Here is a 21,511-nt window from a genome sequence, read left to right on the forward strand (position 1 = left end):
TTATTTGCGAAACATGGAAAGGAGGGACAGGGTCTTGCGGCCAGTGCGCAGCTCCTCGACGACGTAGAGCTCTCCTTTGTCGTCGATGGTGGTCTCCAGGATGGGAGGCTTGACCCCGTGGCGGGTGATCCACTTCTGGGCCTTGGGTTTGGCCAGAAGTTCTGGCAGCTTGTCGAAGTCACTGGGACGAACGGGGCGTGGATCTTTCCAGTGCTTGCCGATGATGTGGCGCGCCTCGCCCGCCGTGACCACCCGCTTCCAACCAGCTTCAATGGGCAGATCAGCCGGGGCACCAGGCAAAGCCTTTAGCTTGGCAGCCTCGATGTCATCGATCTGCGAGTACTCCACGTAGTCCCGGCTGTCCGGCTCATCCATGGCCGATTGCAGCACCTCGGAGATGGAAGTGCGGAGGGACGCGGGCGTCTTTTGATGTGGCTGGCCCGTCTTGGTCGGTCCACGCATGAAGCGCCCGGTGGACGAATCGTGGTACGGGTTGGCGTTGGCAGCAGCCAGAGAATCCCGCGCGATCCGCTCAAGGTTCAAGCCCCCAACAAATGCCTCACCCAGGATGCGGGTCATCGCAGCTTCGACAGCCTCACCTGCCAGCACAGCATCGGTGATCTCGGCCCAGTTGCCGTTCAGTTCACGGAGCCTCCCAAAGGACACCTCGTCATCGTCTTCATCCTCATCCTCTTCATCCAAGACTTTGGCGATGGCCTCATAGATGGGGGCCAGATCTGCGACCACGGCCTCACGCAGTGCCTCGTCTTCTGCCGTGGCCTCATTGGCCAGACTGGTTGCCGGAGATGACGCTGTCGCACTCTCAGCCGCCCGGGTCGCCGCCTGGGCCTTGCCAGCCTCGCCGACCAGGTCTTCCCCGGCCTCCGGAAGCGGACGGCCATAGCGCTCAGCAATGGCGGCCTTTGACTGCGGGATCCCGAGCTTCTCGAAGTGGTTGTCCACCTCCATCTCCAACTTGATGTCCTGGTTCGGAGTGGGCTGGATTTCGATATAGACCAGCGGCTCGACTTGCGACCCAAAGGTCATCGCAATGACCTTGCGCACCAAGTGCACCTGGAGATGGGAGCTGATGAGTTTGCAGTCGTCCTGCTCCAGGATGTCGGTCTCATCTCCCTGGAGGCTGGCCCCGACGCCGTCCTTCTTGCTGATGGTGGAGAGGTCCCCACCACGCACCAACCGGGCAATGGCCGCATCCATGCGGTCCACCATCGGCTGGAACGGAGCTTCCCCCGTCTTGCCTGCCTCAATGAGCTTGATCTCATCCCCCTTGGCCGAGGCCATGATCCAGTCGTTGGCAAACTTGGAAAGCGCCTCGATGAAGTTGTCCCACTCAGGCGTGCCCATCTGGGCTGACGTCATGCCGTGGATTCCCGGGATCCCAAATCGTTCGGAGAAGTTCAGCCAGTCGGACAGGGAAAGCTTCTTGAACATCCAGCAAACGCTGATGGCCTGCATGAGGCAATCGCCCACGGTAACCATCCAGTCGTCGTCGAGATCTACACCACAGATGCCCCCAGCGGGACCCGTGTAGCGCAGCTTCCCCGTCGTGTTCTCGAACAGGTAGAGCTGCACAAACTTCAGCTCTGCCCGCAGCTGCTTTCCTGGCTTCCAGATGATCTCATGAGCGGCATACCCTTTGAACTGGGCATCCATCATCTGCCGGATCAGCAGCGAGAAATCGCCGCGCACATTCAGATCCAGAGCGTCCGTGACGGTGAGGTGGTTGAAGAACGCCTCCACCGCCGCGAACTGGGCATCGGCAGCTGGAGACTGGTCCAGCTTCACCACTGCCCAGGGGCGGTGGCTGACCGCTTTCTTCCGCTTCGGAATGACGGTGGACGCCATGTCATCCCGCTTCTCGATGAACTCCCACGCGAGAGCCGCATTGCGCACCCAGCCGATGTCATACTCATCCAGCCACTGGGCGAGACGCTGCGGGGTGCAGTTGCGCAGCGGGTTCCACCGCATCTGCCGCCAGATCTGCGCGACATCGGTGGTGATGCCTTTGATCAAGGCAGAGAGATTGGAACGGCGGTCAGACATGGCTATTGGCCCCCTTTCGGATCACGAGTTGCCCTGGTCGATGGGCTGACCGTTCATACGGCCTTGCATTCGCTTGCAAGGACCTTGCATTTTGGCGCAGGACAAAGCGCCCGGTCTTCGGGCGGGGATTCGCCCCGACGCAGCAGCGGCCGTTTCTGTGGCTGGAAATGTGCGATGAAACAATCATGCTACCAACCTCCTGCCCCGGGGGCGTTCAGACTTCACCGAGCGCAGGCCACCAGCAGCCCCGCCAATGCCCGCAGCGCGATTGCAGAGTGCCAGGCCCGTGCAGCGGTCCGCGTGACCGTTGGGCGAGTGCGGAGCGCGGTAGGTCACATTGCCCGCCGCTGTCACCACCCGGTACATGGAGTGCAGGTCCTCGCGGATCTCGCGGGTGGCAGGTACAAGGAACTCACGCTGCTCCAGGGCCACCTTCAGACTGGGGAAGATGTCGCGCTTCAGGCTGTCGGTGAAGGTGCACAGCTCCACCTTGCCAAACTGGTGTTTGTCGAAGTTCCATTCGCCAAACTTCTCCACCAGGAGATCGCCAGCGCCCACACCCGCTCCGGTGTAGTCCAGGCACAGGCGGGTGATGTGCTTGAGCCGGTGGCTCACCAGCTCCACCTGGGCAGGCGTGCTCATACCACGCATGATCAGGACTTCCTTGGTCACCTTGATCGGGCCGACCTTCTGGGCCGTCCACAGGACGGAGAGATCCTTCTTGCGGGCGAAGTCCCAACCCGCATACAGCGGGAACTGCTGACGGGCATTCCAAAACGCATCAGCCTGCGTGGTGGTGGCCTCGGCTGCTTCACAGGTGGCAATCAGCTCATACGGGAGAAGCACCCCGGCAGAGTCAAGGAACTCGCACTCGTACTCCTGGGCCCAGCCCTCTGGATCATCCAGCATGGCCCGCAGCTCCTCGGGGTCCACAGGCAGGCCCGCTGCGACAGCGTCATGGATGGTGACCTTGTGCTTGCTCCACTTGTGCTTGGTGGAGTTCTCCTTGGTCCACAGGTCGTGCGCCTTGTTGCCCTGGCCATTGGGCGTGGTGATGAGGCGCACCTTCTTCTCGCCGCCACGCAGCGGGTTGGTGATGGAAGGCAGGATCGCACGCCAGGTCGCGTCGGGATCTTCGAAGAACGCAAACTCCGTCATCAGCACATTGGCGCTGAATCCACGCACCGTGTCCGGCCGGCCCGGCACCGCGATCACACGGGAGCCGTTGGCAAACTTGATCTCGCCCTGCTTGAGCAAGGCCTCGGGGCCGTCACGCTCTTCACGGATGCCTTCACTGGCCAGGTCGAACGCCTCAGACCACTCACCGCACTTTGCCAGCGTCTCCAGGGACTGCCGCTCAGACGGGGCAGCGATCATCCAGGTCGTCTTGTCCCGCAGCTTGCAGTCACGCACGATCTCAGCCGCAGAGCTGAAGTCCTTGCCCGTCTGACGGGACCACAGCCCATACTTGAACCGCGATTCATCATCCACCCACTTCCGCTGGTAGGGCAGCAAGAGATCTATGGGAGACATGCTCATGACGAGATTCCAAACACCGCCTTCATCTTCCGATCCCGCTCCTCGGGAGTGAGCGCCTTGTCGCCGAGCAGCTCCTTGGCCTTGTCGGCCTGGGCCGCCTTCTGCTCCAGGATCGCCACCTTGCGCTCCTCCACCGCCACCTTGCGGGACTTCAGGAGCAGCTCCACGGCCGCCTTGTGTTGTTTCCAATCCCCGCTGCTCCGAGCCTTGAGAAGGAACAGCGTGTTGCCCAGGGATTCGAGCTGCTGCGTATCGAGGCTGTACTCGCCCTCCTTGATGAGCTGCATCAGGGAGGTCACCTCGGAGTCGGCCTCCTGGAGATCCCGCCGCAACCCATACCAGGAGTAAAACTCCGACAAGGCCCCCAGCGAGGTGGCAATATCCATCTCCTGCTGAAGCCACTTGCGCACCGCCGCATGGGTGCCCTTGCCAAGGCGCTCCCAGATCTCCTCCTGGAGCTCCTCTGGCAGCGTCTTGAGTTTTGCGTCTCCGCGTGGTTTCCGTGATGCAGACATGATTCATGCCAATCCCTCGTGTTTGCGGCCGCGTTCAGTGAGACTCCATTCGTCCACAGCCATCTCCTCGTTGTGCTGGTAGGTGACCAGGCCCTTGCCCTGGTTGTAGATCAGCGCGGCATTGACCAGATCCACATCCGCCACCAGGGGCGTGTCGGCATTGATCTTGGATGCCAGCCACTCACCAGTCGCCCGTCTGCCATCAGGCAGGGCACTCAGGATCCTGCGCACTTCGCGGATCAGCTCACCCGATGCTCTCGCAGTGTTGCTCATGACGAACGGGCTCCTTTCTGCTTCATCATCTCCACCGCGCCCGCCGTCCGGTTGGCCTGGTCAGACACTTCATTGATCCGGTCGAACGCCGTCTTGATGGAATCCTGGTGCAAGCGGGAAATTTCCTTCGTGTGTTCCTCCACAGACTTCGCCACCGAATCCATGTGGCGGTGAAGGTTCTGAATGTCCTCGCTCCGTGACTTTTTTAGATCATCGAACGCCTTGCCAATGGTGGTCTCGAACCGGTCCATCCGCTCCACCAGGTCAGCGTGCTGCTGGGCCGTGGCAAAGGCCGGGGCGGTCTGCACCTGCACCTGCACCGGATTGGGCTCCACGCTCACCTTGCGACTGGCAAAGCGGCCGTAGATGGCGAGAGCAAGCCCCCCGACAAACACCGCCATGGAGATCCAGTCTTTGAAAAAGCCTGAATCTACAGGGGGCGTCTGCGGCAAGGCCTCAGCGAGCAGCGGGAATAGCATAGATGGGAGTGGGAGTCGTGTTGAGGAGAGGTCAGTGTTGGAGTCCCGCCTTTCGGCGGTCAGTCCTTGTAGCCCCGGCGTGGGATCAGGCGGGCCAGCGCATCCAGGATGATCGCCACCAGGGCGCACAGGCAGGCCACCGCGAAGAGCAGGGCCATCTGGAGCCACTGGGGAAGCAGCAGCCAGAGCAGCATCAGGCCACCAGGTGTCACTTCACCCAGCCCATACGGCGGGCTGTTGTCATGAGCGTACATGGGGCGGCACTCCCAGACGGAGATGGCGAAGAGGGCCACCAGCACGATGGCCACGACAGCAAAGAGGGTGTTGAACACTTTCATGATGGATCAGAATCAGGGTTGGAGTTCCGCCTTTAGGCGGCTTCACTTACTTTCCTTGAACCGCCTCACCCCCACCACATCCTTGCGGGAGTACGGGGCGATGCTGACGGCGTTGCCCTGGTTGCCGCCCAGGACCCAGACCTTGCCGTCTTCGTGACGGTTGAAGAGGGCCACGTGGTAGCCGCCCGCGCGCTTGAACACGACGGTGTCGCCTTCGATGGCATCATCGAGATTCACCACCACACCCCAGTTGAGCCAGCTTGCGGCCCGGTAGTGCTGGGGCGGGATCCCAGTGGCCGTGAGGTGGCCCACCGTGCCCCGGAAGATCCCGCACCAGGCGGTGAGGCTGTCGTCCTGGTCGAGCCAGGAGGGGGCCAGGCGAAACATCGCCGCAATCTCCGGGTTGCTCTTCGGCCCGGGCCATTCCTTGATGCCAAGATATTTCCTGGCCTCAGCAAGGAGGCGTTGATTGGCGGTGGGAGTAGGCATGGCTCAGGGCAGCGGGGTGGAGGTGGTGACAGGGGTCAGGGCCATGCGCTCCTTGCTGGCCAGCTCGGCCATCTGGAGGGCATGCATCTGGCTCTGGGCCTGCTGCTTCGTGAGCTGTCCCGCCTGGTACTGGGCGGAGATCTCCTTGGCCTTGGCAATGGCGGTCTGTGACCAGGCGGCCACCGAAACGCCCACCATGGCGAGGAAGTCCTGGAAGGACTTTTGCAGGTCTGCGGTCACCGTGGTGCCAGTTGAGCTCGTGCTAGTCGCCGCCCCGCCCACCTGCCCATAGAAGTAGGTGTAGGTGGAGCCATCGGGCCGGGTCATGCGCTCGCCCTGGGTCACACAGGACGCCAGCAGGACAGGCAGACAGAGAGAGGAAACAACACCTTTCACGGCTGCACCCCCTGGCTGGCATTGCCTGGGCTTTGCAAGGGCGCTGCAAAGAACGATTGAAAGGCCGTGGTGGGCACTGCGCCACCCAAGGCCCTGGCACCAATGCCGCCCACGAGCCCCGACTCTGGCACCACCAGGGCTCCCCGGATGCGATCCGCGATGGCCTGTTGAATGGGCGAGTTCTGCGTGGCGCAGCTGCTCAGCAAGCAGCTTGCCAGCAGGAGCGCGGCGACGGTGCGCGCCACGCCTGGCCCACCGTCCGCCGCCGCGCTTTTCCCGCTGATGTCCGCAGGGGAACCTTGTGAGGCCCGGCCTTCCTCCACATAGGGGTCGATGCCAGGCTCGATGATTTGAGCGAGATTGTCCTGACGCCAGTTGCGCCGGATCTTGCCGTAGGCCGCCAGGGCCAGACCGACGAGCGTGCCGATCACCTCCCAGTTGTCAGAGGCCGTCTGGGCCAGGGCCTTCAACTCCTCAGCCGGGACCACAATCCCAAAGAGGCCGCCGATCAAACTCAGACCCGTGAGCACCAGGCCAAGCTTGGTCATGTGCCCCTGGAGGAACTGGGGCTTCTGGATGGCCACCTGCTCAAGGGTGGCAAAGGAAGGCTCAGGAGCCGGGGCGTCCTGACGACGGCGCGGAAACGAATCAAGGTTGGGCGGCATGGGCGGCGTGGGTTGAAGTGGGACGTTCGGTGGAACGCCCGCCTCTTAAACCCACTTGGTACGAGGGTCTAACAACCCCGCCAATGCCGCATGATCCGCAAAAGAAATCTACACTTCGGCGCGCCTTTCGTAGGACTCGCCTGTAGTCGCGGCGTCCTTATCGCACGCTTTTGAAGGCTTTGCAATCCCGCCTACGTCGCCCATATCGAAGACGGTTTTAGCTGTGATACGACCATACAAAGCTTCACTTTTACGGAGCGCTTCTCTCAGCCTCTCTGTACGCCTTTCAATGTCTGAATCCTTCCACTTCAGGTTCTTACTCACGGCTTCCACTCCTTTAACCTGGTGGTCAAGTGCCCAACATTCGCCACCACCGGGCTGACCGTGGCCTTCCACTCCGCCCTGGCGTCAGCTTCAGGCTTTTTGCTTTTTAGATGGCTTTCATATTGAGCGCTCGCATGCGCGAGCGGGGCAATTATCCCGTCCACTTCCTCCATCAGATTCAGTAGCGACTGATGTCGCGCTGTGTACTTGGCCATAGTGAGCTCCACACCAAAGTCGTAAAGATCCTTGCTTGGCGGAACCACCAACATAGAGGCACAAGCCGACGATGCACCATCAAGGGCGGCTAACGCCTTCTGACGGCCCTCCTCTTCCGACGCGGCCTTTGCCCAGTCATCAGGCTGGAAGACTTCTGTAGGCGATGGCACGAGAATACGAGGAGGCAACTCCCTCTTGCAACTGGTTGCAAAACTAGTGGCGATGAACAGGGCGACAACGATTGCAGGTCTCATGGTCTTCTGAATTTCTTGGTTACAGAGTCAACAGGGTACAGCCACACAAAATCCTCACGCCTGAACTCAAGCGGAGGATGCACGGCGGAATTGTAGCTGGTAAGTACAACCTTGGCCCCTGCGTCTTTGGGGGTGTAAACCTTGCACATCACCCCGCCACCAGCCTCCTCAGAGAGGCGAGCAACCACCACCTCTCCCCCTCGGGGAGCACTGCTAGGCACCAGGATGGCTACATCCCCGTCATTGATCACCGGGACCATGCTGTCCCCTCGAATGGTGACGCCAAACGCCTTGGGATCTGTCATATCGAAGGCGATGTGGCCAGTGTATTCGTAGGCGGCGTCCTCCCAGGAGCCCATCTTGCCAGCCTGTGCAAAGCTGATAAGCGGCACATACCGGGCAGTTTTGATGCCAGGGCCAAGCTCGACATTGGGTGAGGCTCCCAATGTCCCGGTAAGCCCCGACTCATCGATAAACCCGGGCTCGACGCCCTGCATAAGGTCCTCGAACGGGACATCCAGTGCCGTTGCAACCTTCTTAATCTGTCTTTCACTGCCTCTTCCATTGCCTTCTTCGAGTGCTTGAAGCACACCAATCGAATAACCCGTGGCCTTGGCAAGGTCTTTGATGCTCCATCCCTTAGCCTCCCGGGCTTTCCGCATCGTGGCCCTAGCATCACCCGTGCTCTTGCGACCATCCTTGGCCTGCTCTTCGAGGTCTTCGATCAGCAGCACAAGTGAGCGGGATGGAGGGCGACCGCCCTCCATCATGCTCACATAGTTACGTGAGACCCCTAGCCGTTCGGCTAATTCCGCCTGTGTGAGCCGCAACTTGTGTCGCAGGTGCATGAGCCGCTGAGCAATAGTGAGTGAAGTTGTCATTTTTTTCTTGCCACATGTTGCTCACAATAGTAACAAGTGAGCACCTGCCAATGACAACTGTTAATCACAGCAACCACAAAGCGCAAACGGATTTCACTGTTCGGGCGAAAGTCCGCCTAGTGGAACTCGGTTGGTCCGTCACTGAGTTGGCACGTCGCGTGTCCCGGTCCCGCACTGCTGTTAGCATTGCGATTAACCACCCGACGATGTTCCCCAGAATCCAGCAACTGATTAAGGGGGAGCTAGGCCTGTGAACCTCGCTGTCAAAAAACGGGAGCTACTTGGCCCGCTGATCCGGGCGGCCGTGGCCAATGCCGCCGAGCAGCCACCCGCCACCCGCGCCGACATCTACGACGGCATCGCTGAGATCACCAGGGCCTGTGACCCGAGGCTCTCAGGACAGGCCCGGGACTACGCCTCCGCCCTCCGAGAATCCGAGACCCTACAACTTCATTTTCGCAACCTCTTCATTGAACGCTCATGACCACCTCACTTACCACCCAGCCCGCCGTCACTCCACCTGCATCAGCATCGTCCACTGATCCCGCAGGACGTCCCGCCACGTGTCATTCAGCAATTCTTGAATCCCTGAGGGAGGGAGGTCGGGGGCGGGTCTTTCGGGATCATCTACGCAGGTCCTTAGCGCAACAGCAAGGCTCAGGCACCTCACCACTCACCCCTGATGACATTCAAATTGAGACCATCGGCGTCACCCTCGTGGATGCGATCCTCTATGATCTGGCCACGCGCCACGAACTGGGCCAGCTCCTCGCATCCTGCGATGACCTCACTCTCGGCGAGATGACGGAGACGCTTGAACTCATGGCCCTAGTCGCCCTGCGTCAGGCCCAATCGTCTCCCACACAGCCAGCAGCCATCTCAGACTTTGGGCGGCGGCTGCATGATGACGGGTTCCATCATCCTCACGCTCCAGACTGCGAAGCTGCTGCAAGACAGCGGCATGCAGCCCTGGCGGCACGTCGGGAAACACTCGGCTGCCCGCTGACCTTCCCCGCACGAGTGGCGGCTCTACGAAAGGACCCTGCTTCGCCAGTTCCAGCAACTCCCTGGCCAGATCAGGTGCCCCAGGTGCCAGCAGCAAAATGATTTTCCCAAGCACATCCGCATTCATGAAGACCACCTTAGCCACCACCCAGAGCCCCACGCAAGACCTGACCGAGGGGCAATCCGAGCACTTCACCTACGCTCGTAAGCTCCAGACCAATGTCCGCCTCCACCTGATCGCCGCCAGCGGCTTCATGGTGCTTATGGGGCTGGAGTTGAAGCGCCTCAAAAAGGCCCTCGGGGAGACCCGGGGCCGAAAAACCCAAGACGGTTTGGGTATTTCCTGGGAGGCCACCGTAAAAGCCAACCTCGGCATCAGCGACGAGACCGCCACCAAATACATCGCCATGGCTGATGGGGTAAAAACGAGGGTCGCCATCCTCCAGGAGCTGGAAGCCAAACTGCTCGCCGCGCCGCTCTCGGATCTCAGCGATCAGGAGCAGGAGCAGGTCTTCGCCGCCGTCAAGGACTCCACCGATGGCAAGACGGCCAAGGAGTTGATGCAGGAGTACGGCATCGCCCGCAAGGACGCAGGAGCCAACCTGGACAAGGACCGCAACAAAGGGGGCAACTCCACCAAGCCCGTAGAGACACCGGAGCAGCAGGCCCAGGGCTGGTTTGGCAGCGTCACTGAAACCATGATCGGGCTGCGGGCTGCGGATGCCACCAAGTGGCACACCCTGATCTACAGCCTGCCCCTGACCCGCGAAGAGGGCAAGGAACTCACCGGGAACGTCTCCATCGAAGACCTGGAAGACGAGCTCACCCACTGGATGGAGGTCGTCCAGCAGGCCAAGGCCCGCATGGCCAAGGCCATGCACGCCTCCAAGCTCAAGGACGCCAAGGCCCGGGAGGAAGAAGCCCGCAAGAAGATTCTGGAGGGCAAAGCCATCGACGCCGCCACGGAGGTGATCGCCAGCACGGAGCAGTATGACACCGAAGCCGAGGCCGTTGAGGCCGCCAACATGCACGGCAAGGAGGAACTCCAGATCGCGCAGTTCAATAGCTTCCCCCACTTCCACATCCTGGTGACAGCCGAGGAGCGGGCTGCTGCCGCGCTGCTCTACGCGGACGCAACCCAGGTCATCTACAGCGGCCCGGGCAAGGGAGCCGGAGTCAAGCTTACCCATGTCCTTGCCAAACCCACCAAGAAAGGAACAGGGAAATAACATGATCACCGATCCCATCTGGTCCCAGTCCCGCATCTGCCGCGAGGCGGAGTCCGCCGCCCAGGCGGCCATTGCCCAGGCACCCCGCCGCGCCTTGCAGAGCATGTCCCACGGAGCGGCCCCGCGCAAAAAGCAGCTCTGTGAACCGAGAGGGCTCTCTGGCCAGGTGCTCCAGATGATCCAGGATTCGCCCCTGCCCATTTGTTCGCAGGACGTGGCCAGGCTCTTCGGCATCAACAAAGTCCGGGCCAGCAACCTCCTCCAGAACCTCTACCTGCACGGGCACATCAACCGCACGGGTCGCGGCCACTACGTCGCCGCCGAGGACTGAGCCGATCCCCACCACTCAACCACCCACTTGCAAACGCCATGCAAAGCCACGCCAAAACCATGAACCACCACGTCCGCATCCTCCATGACAACGAGGAGTACTTCGTCTGCCTGCACAACTCAGAAGGCCCCACCGGGGAAGACATGATCCAGTTTCAGGCATGGGCTCCCACCCTCCAGGAGGCGATGCAGCGCCTCTCGCAGAAGCTCGAAGCCTGTGACCAGCCCTGGAAGCCTGAGATTCATGTTGGCTCCTATGCCGCCATCATCCTCTCCCGGGATGACGCCGCCAGGTTCTACCTCAAGTCCCTCAGCGTGCCTGTGTTCTATGAGCCAGCGGACAGCGCACCGCCCGCCGAGCTGGTGGACCTGGGAAACCTCAGCAGCGAGGACTACATCACCACGCTCTGCCACCTCAGCGACGCCCACATCCACCGCCTGCTGGCCAAGGCCGCCGTCAGTCGCGGTCGCGGTGCCTGGGCCACCCTCCACCGCCGCTGCCGCTCCATGGCCGTGCAAGCCGCACGCCAGAAGTCAATCGCCTGCGCTGCCTGATCGCATCGCCTCAACCGCTTCCACTCCCATGCTCTCCACCATCACCGCTTCATGCCTCCCCCCCGAGGCCCGCACCCATGTCCAGCTCTGGACCGCCCGCATGGAGCAGCTCACAGCCATTGGGCGCGGATGGACCAAGCAATCCCGCACCCTCGCCCAGGCCTGGGGCGTGAGCCAGGCCACGCTGACCCGCTTCTTCTATGCCTATCAAAAGGAGGGCGTGCTCGGCCTCATCGACAAGCGCAAGTACGCCAAGTACCTGGGGCAGGGTGATGTGCGCGGGTTGCCCCCGGCCTTCATCAGCTACTGGCAGGGCGAGTACGAGCGCTTCCAGCGCAATGGCGGAGCCAAGCAGACCTACCGCGTCCTGATGGACCGTCTGCGCCAGTGGCGTCGAGGAAATACCGCCTCGGTCATCCCTGGCTACAGCGAGCCCCCGGCCAACCAGCCCGGATGCCTGCACCCTCGCGGGTGGAGCTATGAGAACCTGACCAAGCACCTCCCTGACCAGGTGGAGCGCACCCTGGCCCGCCAGGGGCGCAGCAAGGCCAAGGCTCTGCTCTCCAAGGTGTACACCACCCGCGTCGGCCTGGACGTCGGCCAGGTCCTCATGATTGATGACCAGTACCACGACATCAATGTCGCCTGGTCCAACGGCCAGGTGGCCCGCCCCCAGTCCTTCAACCTGCTCGACTTCTTCAGCGGCTACGAGATCATGGATGGATTCCAGCCCCGTCTGGAAAAGGAGGACGGCTCCAAACTCGGCCTCAAGGAAGAGGACGCGTTCTGGATGATCCTCACCCACTTTTCCACCAACGGCTACCGGGCCGACCTCGGCACCCATGTCATTGTCGAGCGTGGGACCGCCACGGTCCGCAATGAGCTGGCCGAGGGATTCCTGGCCGCGACCGATAAGAAGATCATCATCGACAAGGGCGGCATGGACAACCGCGCCCTCAAAGGCCTCATCTACGACGGTCCTGCCAAGGGCAACTTCAGGTTCAAGGCATCACGTGAATCGGTCTTCAACCTCTGGCGAAACATGATCGCCGCCCTTCCCGGTGCCACGGGCCGCAACCGCGAGGAATCCCCGGAGGAGCAGAAGGCCATCATCTCCTACGTGGAACGGCTGCTCAAGAAGGTGCCCCAGGACCGCTGGCACCTGCTCAAGCTGCCCCTGCTCGCCGAGGACCAGTTCATGGCCATCATGGCCGACTTGAAAGAGGCCCTCCGCGACCGCCACTGGCACACGCTGGAGGGCTGGAAGACCCTCGGCCATACCAAGACCCTCTACCGTCTGCCGGAGTGGGGAGACGACCAGTTCATCCCCATTGAGGAAATGCAGCAGCAGATGCTCATGCTCCCGCCCGAGCGGGCCGAGCTGCTCAGCCTCGCCTTTGCCAGCCAGGCGCAGAAGGACAAGCTCATTGAAGTGCGCAACCTCAGCCCCCGGGAGGTGTGGGATCGCGGAAAGCACAAGCTCACCCGCCTCACCCCCTGGACCTGGAACCAGATCCTCCCCGGCCGCATGGCGCATGTCCGCCATGTGGAGGACCGCGAGATCCGCGTCTATGGCGGCGGCGAGATCCTGCGCTACGACGCCCACGCCAAGACCGCCACGGGCCGCGATATCATGCTCCGCCCAGGTGAGCAGTTCTTGGTCTTCTCCAATCCGCTCTCTCCTGATATCGCCCTCTGCTGCGACACTACGGGCGCGGCCATCGGCCTGCTCCACCGCATCGCCGTCAGCACCCGCATTGACCACGCCGCCGTCATCAGCCGCATGGGCCGCGTCAGCCAGATGAATGCCGACGTCGAGGCTCCCGTCGCCCACCGTGCCGAGGCCCTGGCCGCCGAGCGTGCCGAGCAGCAGGAGCACAACGCTCGCGTCATCAAGGGTCTGCCTGTCACGCCCCAGGAGCACGAGGCCCGCACCAAGCGCAAGGCCGTCGCCCGCCAGGCCGCCAGTATCCTCGACGAGGAGCCGGTGCTGGAACCCCCCGCCTTGCAAGCCCTGTCCTCTGACGACGGGTGCAGCTTCTTCGACATGTGATTTCCTCAACCCATACGCCACGCCACGCCATGACACCGCCCACCGCCACGCCCGCCAACGACCGCGTCAAGCCCATCGACCAACAGCTCCGCCAGCAGCTCCAGAAGTACAAGGACCGCGAGAGCCTTTCCCTGAAGGATCTCGGCAAACGCATTGACGCCTCTGAGGCCATGGTCAGCCGCTACCTCAGCGACCGTTTCGAGGGGGACGTCGGCGGCATTGAGCTCAAGATCCGCGACCTCATCAAGCTCGATGAAATGCGCGCCCTGGTCATCCAGGAGATCGAGACCTTTCCCACGCTGGTCACCAAGCAGGTCCACAACGCCTTGGAGCTCATCCGCAAGAACTCCCATGTCGGCCTCATCTTCGGCGACGCGGGTGTGGGCAAGAGCCGCGCCATCCAGCTCTACACCAGCAAGAACCCGCTGAGCCTCCAGATCACATTGAGCCGGTTCAGTGGCTCAGATACCAACGGCATCATCACCGCCATCTGGCGTCAGATCGACACCAGCGCCTACCGCCGCAAGCGTGATGGAAATCGCGGCTCGTTCCTCGTGGAACGTCTCAAGGGGTCGGGCCGCATGCTGATCATCGACAACGCCCACCGTCTCACCAGGGTGGGCCGTGAGGCTCTCTTCGATTTCCATGATGCCACCGGGTGCCCCATTGCCCTGATCGGCAATCCCGAGCTGCTCGATGCCATTGAGGAGAATGACCAGCAGTTTAGCCGCGTCGGTGTGCGCATAAAGGCCGACCTCAAGGACAAGGCCGGAGAGGCCGCTGGCGAGTTGCTCACCCGCGTCTGGCCCGAGGCCGCCACCGACCTGCTCGACTTGGCCACCACCGTCGTCACCCACCACGGCCGCCTGCGTGCCCTGTGGCACCAGATCCGCATTGCCCGCGAGCTGATGACCAAAGGGGCAGCCAAGACCCCGAACAAAGCCTTCCAGCTCGCCCACGAGCACCTGGTGCGGAACTACCGTCTCCTGGAAGACCCGTCCTAAGACTCCTCGAACCCATCACCACCCACACCTCCACGCCATGTCAAAGCGCCCAGCCATGAACGTCACCGAGGCTCTCGGTATCACCCTCGCCGTCGCCGAGACCGTCCTCAGCGACATGAATAAGGATTGCGAGCTTCGCCCCACGCTCCATCGGGCCATCAAACTCCACCGCGCCCGCTTCTACCGCATGAACGCCCGGCTCCAGTCCCGTCGCCGTCGTGATGCCTCCCGTCCCAAGTGCCTCCGCTAACCCTCAGCCCATAGAACGCCACCCCATGCCCATCGAATACGACATCAATGAAATGCCCGGGGCTGAACAAGTCCTCAACGGCACCCGTACGCTGCTGCAATACTTGCACGGCTCCAAGGTCACCGTCGCCACGGCCCTGGTGCTCGTGGCCCTGGCTCAGAACGTCCTGCGCATGAGTGAGGACCGCCTGCGTGAGGACCTCGGCATGAGTGAGGCCGAGCTCAACGGCGTCCTGCAATCCCTGCACCGCCGCCAGCTCATCGTCTCCAGCAGGGGATCCCACATCATCACCGATGAAGGCCGAATCCGCGTCACCGCCCTGATCCAGGCCGTCCTCATGACCGCCGAGTAACTCGCCACCACCAAACCCATACCACGCCACGCCATGACCCTCACCGAAATCCAAGTCGTTCAGAACCTCCTCTATTGGGCCAAGTTGACCTGCGAAGAGGTAGAGGCTCAAACCCGCAATCAGGACGAGCCACCCTCCTGGTTGCCCGAGCTGCGGGCAGCATGTGATGCAGCGGAAACCGAGCAGTTCGAGGCTCTCGCACTGGACGGACAGCGCATCTAAAACCCACCACCATTCACCCTATAACGCCACATACCACATGAGCACCCGCACCACATCCAAGCCCGTCACGATTCCCGCCCCGACCGAAGCCCAGGCCCGCGCCGCCCTGGCGACCTACATCGAGTCCCACCTCCAGGCCGAGGCCATCCACAACCAGGCCAAGCAGGAGATCGAGCGCATCAAGAAGGAGGCTGATGACAAGGCCCGCGCCTTCGAGGACACCAAGGCGCTTCAGGAAACCACCCTGATGCGCTTCGCCGAGGCGCACCCCGAGCTCTTCCAGAAGCGCCAGAAGTCCGAGCTCTATGGCGGCCACAAGATCGGCTGGCAGATCTCGCCGCCCGCCGTGGTCCTCATGCGCGCCACGGGGGAGAAGAAGAAGCAGACCTGGGATGGCTTCGTGGACGCCTGCCGTCGCGCTGGCGGCTGGGCCATGGAGTTCATCCGCACCAAGGAGGAGCCCGACAAGGAGTCCATCCTCGTCTCCCACCGCACGGCTGTGGAGCACTCGCAGCAGACTGGCGATGCCAGCAACACCACGGAGCTCACGGCCTATCTCGCCCGCCTCGGTGTCCAGGTCGCCCAGGAGGAGCGCTTCGTCATCGATCTCAACCTCCAGCCCGAGACCGTCCAGCAGACCGCCTGATCACCCGCAACCTCAACGCACCCGCCTTGCAAGCCCTATGAAAACACTGCTCTTGCTCGCTCTCATCGCCTTCGGTGGCGACAACGCAACCGGCACCATGCCGCCAATGGATGTCGCAGAGGAACCCCTCTACGTCATCATGGACGCACCACCGCCCAACCTCAGCGCAGCCGCCGTGCCCCCTGAGGTCCCGCAGGCCGACAGCCTGTGGGAATGGCCCCGCCAGTTCTGCGGCCTCCTCTCCGAGGCTCCTGCGGGCATGACCTGGGGATTCATCGCCCTGGTTGTCTCCCACTGGGCCGCCCTTACGTGGGTGGTGACTTCTCGAACCCGTCTCCGCGCCCTCTATGACGGCCGTTCCGAGGTCCTTGAGGAGCAGCACCATCACCGTTGCACCGCTCCCTTGCGCCTCGTCGGCGGAGACGCTGAAAAGGCGGCTTGGGATCGTTTCGGCGGAAAAGTCAAAACCCCCAACGCCCTCTGATCTATGACCAGCAAAGAAGCCTCTCTCGGAGCCATCCGCATCATGATCGAGCAAATGCCAAAAGCCCAGCAGAAGCGCATTCAAAAGGCAGCGGAGGACATCAAGGCCACCCTCAAAAAACACGGCCCCGATGGCCTCCGCGCCCTCGCCCTGGTCGGGGCAGAGCTCACCGAGCTGGAGATCCCCGGCTGACCCTTCACCGGAGCAGCTCCCCGGAGCTGCTCCATCACTCATTCACCACCACCAACGCCACGCCATGCCACTTACCCTTACCTGGATCCCTGTCAGTGAATCCGTGCCGGACGACAACACCAGCGTCCTCGGCACCTCACCCCTGTGGGACTCAGAGCCCGTCTGGCCCTGCTACCTCGAAGAGGGGGACTGGTACAGCGTCGACGGCTCGCTCCTCTCCAGCCCCGACCTGCTGGCCGGCACACCGCCCACTCACTGGATGCACTTTCCTGAACCTCCCACCGCCTGAGTTATGCCCAAACCCATCCCCACGCTGAGCAAGCCTCTCAGCAATCTCCAAAAGGCCACACTCTCGCAGTGGGCCAAGAAGGGCTACACCCGCGCCAGGGATCTCGACCTCACTGACGAGAAGGAAGCCGACTGGCGCGGCCAGGAGTCCATTGCCGCCTGTGGCCGCCGCATCAGCGAGGCCACCAACGGCGACTACCTCGTCTTGCTGGCCCATTTCAAGAACCTTGCAGGCGACAGCGGCGGTGCCTTCCAGGCCACCATGCGTGCCCAGAGCGACCCCAAGCGTCAAGCCCTTCACAAGCTCGACACCGAGCTCACCAAGGCCGGTCTCGACCGAGCCTATGCCGAGAAGATCTGCATGGACACCTACAAGTGCACCATCGCCCAGGCCACCGCCAAGCAGATCTGGAATCTCATGTACACCATCAGAAACAGGAGGAACTCCACCCATGGCCAAGCCTAAGCCTATCAAGCAGTACGACTGCATCCATTGGTTCTGCAATGGATGCAAGTCAGACCTCTACGTGCCCAAAGTCTTCCCAGATCACAAGCCGCCCGTGTGCTGCGGATCTCGGGCGGCCTTCCTGGGCCACGAGTTCACCGAGCCTCGGCAATGCCGCGTCTGCCACTGCACCGACATGGATTGCCACGGCTGCACCGACCGCACCGGCAAGGCATGCCATTGGGTCGCGGCAGATCTCTGCTCGGCTTGTGTGCTTTCGTTGGAGGGCACACGCACTGCCGACATGCTCGTCAACACCAGCGTCGACGACTGCCGTTCCAGCCTCGTCCACACCCACGACCCCGCCACCATCGTTGAGGCCATCCGCTTGGCCAACGCCAAAACCGCCAACCAGAAGAGCCGCATCAAGCTCCTGGAGGCAAAGCTCAAACAACTCCGCAAGTAGACCGCCATGCCACACCGCGCCTATACCAATCTCATGAGCACCGATTGCCTCGGCTGTGGTGGCTCCAAGAAACGCCGCATGAGCTTCTGTGCCCCGTGTTTTCGCTCACTGCCTCCAATGGCCAAGAACGCCCTCTATCGCAAAGACGGCTACCCTGAAACCTTCGAGACCACGCTCCGCTACCTCGAAAAGCAGAAAGGGAAAAACTGACCATGCCCCGTCCACCCCTAGAACCCATTCCGCTGGCCGAGGAGCTACGCCGGAATCGTGTCTCGCTCTACTGGGGCGACTTCCGTCTCCGCGTCGATGTCGATATCGCTGCTGCCCATGGTCACGTTCCAGCTGCGGACCTCACCTGGGACCAGGCTCTCACCGTCCTCCGTGCCCAGTACGCCCGGGCCGTTGAAGAGTTCGAGAAGGTGACAGCAGCCAACCGCAAAGCCAAGGAGGCACTCAAGCCATGAATCGAATGTCCTTTGCCCTCACGACGCCACAGTTTAGGGCGCGTACCAAAGACGTCACCCGCCGCCTCGGATGGCTTACCCTCAAGGCGGGTGATATCGTCATGGCCATCGAGAAGGGCATGGGTCTCAAAAAGGGCGAGAAACACGTGCAGCTCGGCCGGATCCAGATCGTCAGCGTCATCCGGGAACCACTCGACAAGCTGCGGACCCGACCGAACGAAACCGCCCGTGAAGGTTTCCCAGACATGACACCAGACGAGTTCATCGCCTTTTTCTGCAAGACCCACAAGGGCTGCCGGCCTCAAACCACCATCACCCGCATCGAGTTCGAATACCTCGACTCCTGCTTCAAATACCACGACCTCTGATATGGACACCGCCATCGACTACTCAATCGAAACGTGGGAGAGCCTCCAGTCTCGCCTCAGTGAGCTGCGGTTGGCGGTCTATGAGGCGTGGAAACAACACGGCCCCGGCACGACCCGTCAGATCGCGGCCAAAGCCAACATGGATATCCTCACGTTTCGCCCCCGCACCACAGAATTGCTCCAGCTCGGCTTTATCACGATGTGGCACGGTGCGGGCGATCAGCGCGGCCGTGAGGGTGTCTATCGTGCGTACAGCTATCAAGAGGCGCTTGCACACTTTACGGAGCAACAGCGCAAAGCCCTTGACCCACAGTTGACCTTGCTCTGATGCCCGTCCCCGGATCACAGCTTGAATTTCAGTTTCCCACCATCGCCCTTCAGCGGAGCGATGGTGCCTGGGTGATCAAGGCCGGAAAGCCCGTCCCCAAGCTGCCCCAGATCTCGGCCAAAGAGGCCGCCGTGATCCTGGGCTGCTCCCAGTTCAGCGTCTACCGCTACGTGAAGGAAGGACTCCTCACAGCCAAGCAGACCAAGCCCAAGGCCCGCCTCCGCCTCGACCGCTCCGAGGTCGAAGCCCTCGCCACGAAGACCACGGCGGAGTAAAGGTTTGGATATTGAACAGGTGGTATTGGTGTCAGTCAGTCGCTTCAATGACGACTCCAAGAACCAAACCGCTCATCCGTTGGGCGGGCGGAAAATCCCGCTTGCTCAAGCACCTTTTACCACTGCCAGAGCACACCGCCTACGTCGAACCGTTCGCCGGTGGCCTCGCAGTACTCCTCGCAAAATCAAGGTCCACCGTCGAGGTGGTCAATGACCTGAATGGCGACTTGGTCACGCTATACCGCTGCGTCCAGTTCCACCCCGAGGCCCTGATCGGCGAGATCCAGTGGACGCTCAACGCCCGCCAGAATCTCAAGGACTTCATGGCCCAGCCAGGCCTCACGGATCTCCAGCGCTCGGCTCGCTGGCTCATCCGCAACAAGATCGGCTTCGGGACATCCATGACCAGCTACGGCGTTTCCCGCACCAGCGGCGGGGCCGCCACAGGATCCCGCGAAAACGTGCAGCAGGCCATCAGAGACCTCAGCGCCCGCCTGGACAAGGTCAGCGTCGAGAACCTGTCCTACGAGCGCATGCTACGCCTGTACGACGCCCCAGGCACCCTGTTCTTCATGGACCCGCCGTACTATCAGTCCAAGGCCGACTGCTACGATGGGTGGAACGAGGCCCAGATGACCGAGTTCGCCACCCGGGTGCAGCAGCTCAAGGGCGACTGGATCGTCACCGTTGACGACTCCGACCTCAACCGCCGCCTCTTCCATGGCTGGCACACCACGGCCGTGAAGACACGTAACGGAGCGCTCAACCAGGCCCAGGCCAAAGGCAAGCAGACCTTTGGAGAGATCATCATCCGCAAGACGCCTGCACCTGCCACCTCGGAGCGCACCAAGTTGGTCCAGCTCGCCGCCGCCTGCACCGTGTAGGCCCTCAATGCACGGTCGCTGCAAGAGGCTTGCAAAGCCCATGCAGCGGCCCTTAGAATCGCCCCATGTCCACGCCATCCATCGCCACCTACATCGACGCCAAAATGGCCAGCACAATCATCAAGGCGGTGCAGGAGGCAGGGCTCACGGCCGCGCATGAAACGTTCGCGACCGCCGTCACCTGGCCGTTCGTCCCTCTTGAACAAGCGCAGTATCCCATCACGGTCACACCCGAGGTGACCGCCGCCATGATCGAAGTGGCCACCGCAGGTCAGCTCTTCGCCTTCGCCATGTCAGGTGTGTCGGCCCAAGAAATCCAGACCCAGGCCGTCGAGTGGCAGGCCGATCTGAGTGGCCCCGGCACAGACACCGGGTGGCGCTGAAAGTTTCTCAGATCGCTGCAATTCCATGCAAACCGCCCCAAAGTTTCTCAGAATTGCCCCGGGCGGTCGTCCTCGCCGGATCGTGCTGATCTTCAGCGTTTTTCACCCTCTATCGGGGTTTTAGGGTCTCGTGCTAAACCTCTATAGCCAGATCGATGATTTGAAGCTTGGACTTTACAAGTGCCTCTGCCGCCATCTGAATGCGGACGCGGATCATTAGCTCATGTGGGCTCACCCCCAGCCGTTGACGCACGCGGCGGTGAAGAGTGCGTTCCGACATGGAGCACGCCCGCGCCAGCTCCGCTGTGCTCATGGCACGATCCACGTTGTTTTTCAGATAGGTGAGGATCACTCCAACCTCCGAGTCCGGATGGGCACCAACGTTGCTGGCTTCCCGTTGGGTGATGCCCATCAACCCCACGACTGAACCATCAAGGCCCACGAGAGGAATCTTGGTTGTCAGGTACCACTCATGGCGGTGTTGGTCGTCGGACCACATCTCCAACCGGTTCACGAGCGGCCTTCCGCTGGCAAACACCAGTTGGTCGTCCTCTCGAAACAAGTTTGAAGTCTGCGGATCAAAGAAATCCTCGTCCACCCTGCCCACGATTTCGGACTCCTGCTTGAGCCCAAGCCTGATCAGCATGCTGCTGCTCGCGGCCATCAGCCGGCTTTGACGATCTTTGGCAAAGTAATAGACCTCCGGCAGGTGCTCAAACAACTGCCGCGCCGCCTGCCCGTCCGCGATGCTCGCGAAGAACCTGTATTGCAACGACTTTTCCATCATGGCGGATCAATCACATTGAATCGCAGTTTTGAGACAAATCCAAGCGACCCAAGGGGGCTTATTTCTTC

The 21,511-nt window shown here is 61.8% G+C and carries 35 protein-coding genes; 23 read left to right on the top strand and 12 right to left on the bottom strand.

Annotated features, from left to right (window positions below):
• From VSP_RS29735 to VSP_RS40255, 11 genes are all read right to left on the bottom strand, one after another.
• The gene (locus VSP_RS29735) at positions 1-2,064 is read right to left on the bottom strand and encodes a phage portal protein family protein (protein WP_009965325.1); all 2,064 of its coding nucleotides are present in this window, start codon (positions 2,062-2,064) and stop codon (positions 1-3) included.
• Positions 2,065-2,247: 183 nt separating this feature from the next.
• Positions 2,248-3,597, bottom strand: a complete 1,350-nt coding sequence (locus VSP_RS38020; RefSeq protein WP_053332403.1) for a terminase large subunit domain-containing protein — start codon at positions 3,595-3,597, stop codon at positions 2,248-2,250.
• Between the two features lie 2 nt (positions 3,598-3,599).
• Positions 3,600-4,118, bottom strand: coding sequence for a hypothetical protein (locus tag VSP_RS29745; protein WP_009965327.1), 519 nt, complete (start codon positions 4,116-4,118; stop codon positions 3,600-3,602).
• Between the two features lie 3 nt (positions 4,119-4,121).
• Positions 4,122-4,391, bottom strand: coding sequence for a hypothetical protein (locus tag VSP_RS29750; RefSeq protein ID WP_009965329.1), 270 nt, complete (start codon positions 4,389-4,391; stop codon positions 4,122-4,124).
• Positions 4,388-4,870 carry a hypothetical protein gene (locus VSP_RS29755; protein ID WP_009965330.1) on the bottom strand — a complete coding sequence of 161 codons (483 nt, stop codon included), beginning with the start codon at positions 4,868-4,870 and terminating at the stop codon, positions 4,388-4,390. Before VSP_RS29755 ends, VSP_RS29750 begins: the two co-directional genes overlap by 4 nt.
• Before the next feature lie 59 nt (positions 4,871-4,929).
• On the bottom strand, positions 4,930-5,208 hold the full coding sequence (locus VSP_RS29760; RefSeq protein ID WP_009965332.1) for a hypothetical protein: 279 nt from the start codon (positions 5,206-5,208) through the stop codon (positions 4,930-4,932).
• Positions 5,209-5,250: 42 nt separating this feature from the next.
• A complete protein-coding gene (locus VSP_RS38025; protein ID WP_009965333.1) occupies positions 5,251-5,697 on the bottom strand; it encodes a TIGR02594 family protein in 447 nt (148 codons plus the stop codon).
• A gap of 3 nt (positions 5,698-5,700) precedes the next feature.
• Entirely contained in the window at positions 5,701-6,093 is a 393-nt protein-coding gene (locus tag VSP_RS29770) for a hypothetical protein (RefSeq protein WP_009965334.1), read from the bottom strand.
• The gene (locus tag VSP_RS29775) at positions 6,090-6,758 is read right to left on the bottom strand and encodes a hypothetical protein (protein ID WP_009965335.1); all 669 of its coding nucleotides are present in this window, start codon (positions 6,756-6,758) and stop codon (positions 6,090-6,092) included. The genes VSP_RS29770 and VSP_RS29775 overlap by 4 nt, the downstream gene beginning before the upstream one ends.
• 320 nt (positions 6,759-7,078) lie before the next feature.
• Positions 7,079-7,552 (bottom strand): hypothetical protein, encoded by a 474-nt coding sequence (locus tag VSP_RS29785; RefSeq protein WP_009965337.1) that lies wholly within the window; start codon positions 7,550-7,552, stop codon positions 7,079-7,081.
• Positions 7,549-8,433, bottom strand: a complete 885-nt coding sequence (locus tag VSP_RS40255; RefSeq protein ID WP_157211134.1) for a LexA family transcriptional regulator — start codon at positions 8,431-8,433, stop codon at positions 7,549-7,551. The genes VSP_RS29785 and VSP_RS40255 overlap by 4 nt, the downstream gene beginning before the upstream one ends.
• 250 nt (positions 8,434-8,683) lie before the next feature.
• On the opposite strand from VSP_RS40255, the gene VSP_RS29800 reads away from it, so the two are divergent.
• From VSP_RS29800 to VSP_RS29910, 23 genes are all read left to right on the top strand, one after another.
• Positions 8,684-8,917 carry a hypothetical protein gene (locus VSP_RS29800; RefSeq protein ID WP_009965342.1) on the top strand — a complete coding sequence of 78 codons (234 nt, stop codon included), beginning with the start codon at positions 8,684-8,686 and terminating at the stop codon, positions 8,915-8,917.
• The gene (locus VSP_RS42775; protein WP_157211135.1) at positions 8,914-9,540 is read left to right on the top strand and encodes a hypothetical protein; all 627 of its coding nucleotides are present in this window, start codon (positions 8,914-8,916) and stop codon (positions 9,538-9,540) included. The genes VSP_RS29800 and VSP_RS42775 overlap by 4 nt, the downstream gene beginning before the upstream one ends.
• A 23-nt stretch (positions 9,541-9,563) precedes the next feature.
• Complete coding sequence (locus VSP_RS29810; RefSeq protein ID WP_009965344.1) at positions 9,564-10,667, top strand: hypothetical protein; 1,104 nt, start codon at positions 9,564-9,566, stop codon at positions 10,665-10,667.
• Between the two features lies 1 nt (position 10,668).
• Positions 10,669-10,998: a hypothetical protein gene (locus tag VSP_RS29815; protein ID WP_009965345.1), complete on the top strand. Its 330-nt coding sequence runs from the start codon at positions 10,669-10,671 to the stop codon at positions 10,996-10,998.
• A 38-nt stretch (positions 10,999-11,036) separates the two neighbouring features.
• A complete protein-coding gene (locus VSP_RS29820; RefSeq protein ID WP_009965347.1) occupies positions 11,037-11,552 on the top strand; it encodes a hypothetical protein in 516 nt (171 codons plus the stop codon).
• Positions 11,553-11,580: 28 nt separating this feature from the next.
• Positions 11,581-13,605 carry a hypothetical protein gene (locus VSP_RS29825; protein WP_009965348.1) on the top strand — a complete coding sequence of 675 codons (2,025 nt, stop codon included), beginning with the start codon at positions 11,581-11,583 and terminating at the stop codon, positions 13,603-13,605.
• A gap of 29 nt (positions 13,606-13,634) precedes the next feature.
• Positions 13,635-14,609, top strand: coding sequence for an AAA family ATPase (locus tag VSP_RS29830; RefSeq protein WP_009965349.1), 975 nt, complete (start codon positions 13,635-13,637; stop codon positions 14,607-14,609).
• A 37-nt stretch (positions 14,610-14,646) separates the two neighbouring features.
• Entirely contained in the window at positions 14,647-14,859 is a 213-nt protein-coding gene (locus tag VSP_RS29835) for a hypothetical protein (RefSeq protein ID WP_009965350.1), read from the top strand.
• Positions 14,860-14,884: 25 nt separating this feature from the next.
• The gene (locus tag VSP_RS29840; RefSeq protein ID WP_009965351.1) at positions 14,885-15,211 is read left to right on the top strand and encodes a hypothetical protein; all 327 of its coding nucleotides are present in this window, start codon (positions 14,885-14,887) and stop codon (positions 15,209-15,211) included.
• Positions 15,212-15,244: 33 nt separating this feature from the next.
• The gene (locus tag VSP_RS29845) at positions 15,245-15,433 is read left to right on the top strand and encodes a hypothetical protein (protein WP_009965352.1); all 189 of its coding nucleotides are present in this window, start codon (positions 15,245-15,247) and stop codon (positions 15,431-15,433) included.
• 37 nt (positions 15,434-15,470) lie between these two features.
• Positions 15,471-16,079, top strand: a complete 609-nt coding sequence (locus VSP_RS29850) for a host-nuclease inhibitor Gam family protein (RefSeq protein ID WP_009965353.1) — start codon at positions 15,471-15,473, stop codon at positions 16,077-16,079.
• Between the two features lie 37 nt (positions 16,080-16,116).
• Positions 16,117-16,563 carry a hypothetical protein gene (locus VSP_RS29855; protein WP_009965354.1) on the top strand — a complete coding sequence of 149 codons (447 nt, stop codon included), beginning with the start codon at positions 16,117-16,119 and terminating at the stop codon, positions 16,561-16,563.
• Positions 16,564-16,566: 3 nt separating this feature from the next.
• Entirely contained in the window at positions 16,567-16,755 is a 189-nt protein-coding gene (locus VSP_RS29860; protein ID WP_009965355.1) for a hypothetical protein, read from the top strand.
• 64 nt (positions 16,756-16,819) lie between these two features.
• Positions 16,820-17,044, top strand: coding sequence for a DUF551 domain-containing protein (locus tag VSP_RS29865; protein ID WP_009965357.1), 225 nt, complete (start codon positions 16,820-16,822; stop codon positions 17,042-17,044).
• A 3-nt stretch (positions 17,045-17,047) separates the two neighbouring features.
• A complete protein-coding gene (locus VSP_RS29870) occupies positions 17,048-17,509 on the top strand; it encodes a hypothetical protein (RefSeq protein ID WP_009965358.1) in 462 nt (153 codons plus the stop codon).
• Positions 17,496-17,954, top strand: coding sequence for a hypothetical protein (locus VSP_RS29875; protein WP_009965360.1), 459 nt, complete (start codon positions 17,496-17,498; stop codon positions 17,952-17,954). Before VSP_RS29870 ends, VSP_RS29875 begins: the two co-directional genes overlap by 14 nt.
• 33 nt (positions 17,955-17,987) lie before the next feature.
• A complete protein-coding gene (locus VSP_RS38035) occupies positions 17,988-18,164 on the top strand; it encodes a hypothetical protein (protein WP_156346562.1) in 177 nt (58 codons plus the stop codon).
• A 2-nt stretch (positions 18,165-18,166) separates the two neighbouring features.
• A complete protein-coding gene (locus tag VSP_RS29885; RefSeq protein WP_009965362.1) occupies positions 18,167-18,418 on the top strand; it encodes a hypothetical protein in 252 nt (83 codons plus the stop codon).
• Entirely contained in the window at positions 18,415-18,786 is a 372-nt protein-coding gene (locus VSP_RS29890; RefSeq protein WP_029190873.1) for an ASCH domain-containing protein, read from the top strand. The genes VSP_RS29885 and VSP_RS29890 overlap by 4 nt, the downstream gene beginning before the upstream one ends.
• Position 18,787: 1 nt before the next feature.
• The gene (locus VSP_RS29895; protein ID WP_009965364.1) at positions 18,788-19,114 is read left to right on the top strand and encodes a hypothetical protein; all 327 of its coding nucleotides are present in this window, start codon (positions 18,788-18,790) and stop codon (positions 19,112-19,114) included.
• Positions 19,114-19,389 carry a helix-turn-helix domain-containing protein gene (locus tag VSP_RS29900; RefSeq protein ID WP_009965365.1) on the top strand — a complete coding sequence of 92 codons (276 nt, stop codon included), beginning with the start codon at positions 19,114-19,116 and terminating at the stop codon, positions 19,387-19,389. The genes VSP_RS29895 and VSP_RS29900 overlap by 1 nt, the downstream gene beginning before the upstream one ends.
• A gap of 47 nt (positions 19,390-19,436) precedes the next feature.
• Positions 19,437-20,273, top strand: coding sequence for a DNA adenine methylase (locus tag VSP_RS38040; RefSeq protein ID WP_053332404.1), 837 nt, complete (start codon positions 19,437-19,439; stop codon positions 20,271-20,273).
• 65 nt (positions 20,274-20,338) lie between these two features.
• Positions 20,339-20,656 (top strand): hypothetical protein, encoded by a 318-nt coding sequence (locus tag VSP_RS29910; RefSeq protein ID WP_009965368.1) that lies wholly within the window; start codon positions 20,339-20,341, stop codon positions 20,654-20,656.
• Positions 20,657-20,789: 133 nt separating this feature from the next.
• Here VSP_RS29910 and VSP_RS29915 read toward each other — a convergent pair whose 3' ends face one another.
• Positions 20,790-21,443, bottom strand: a complete 654-nt coding sequence (locus tag VSP_RS29915; protein ID WP_009965370.1) for an AraC family transcriptional regulator — start codon at positions 21,441-21,443, stop codon at positions 20,790-20,792.
• Positions 21,444-21,511 lie beyond the last annotated feature (68 nt).

The sequence above is a fragment of the Verrucomicrobium spinosum DSM 4136 = JCM 18804 genome, assembly GCF_000172155.1.
Taxonomy (GTDB): domain Bacteria; phylum Verrucomicrobiota; class Verrucomicrobiia; order Verrucomicrobiales; family Verrucomicrobiaceae; genus Verrucomicrobium; species Verrucomicrobium spinosum.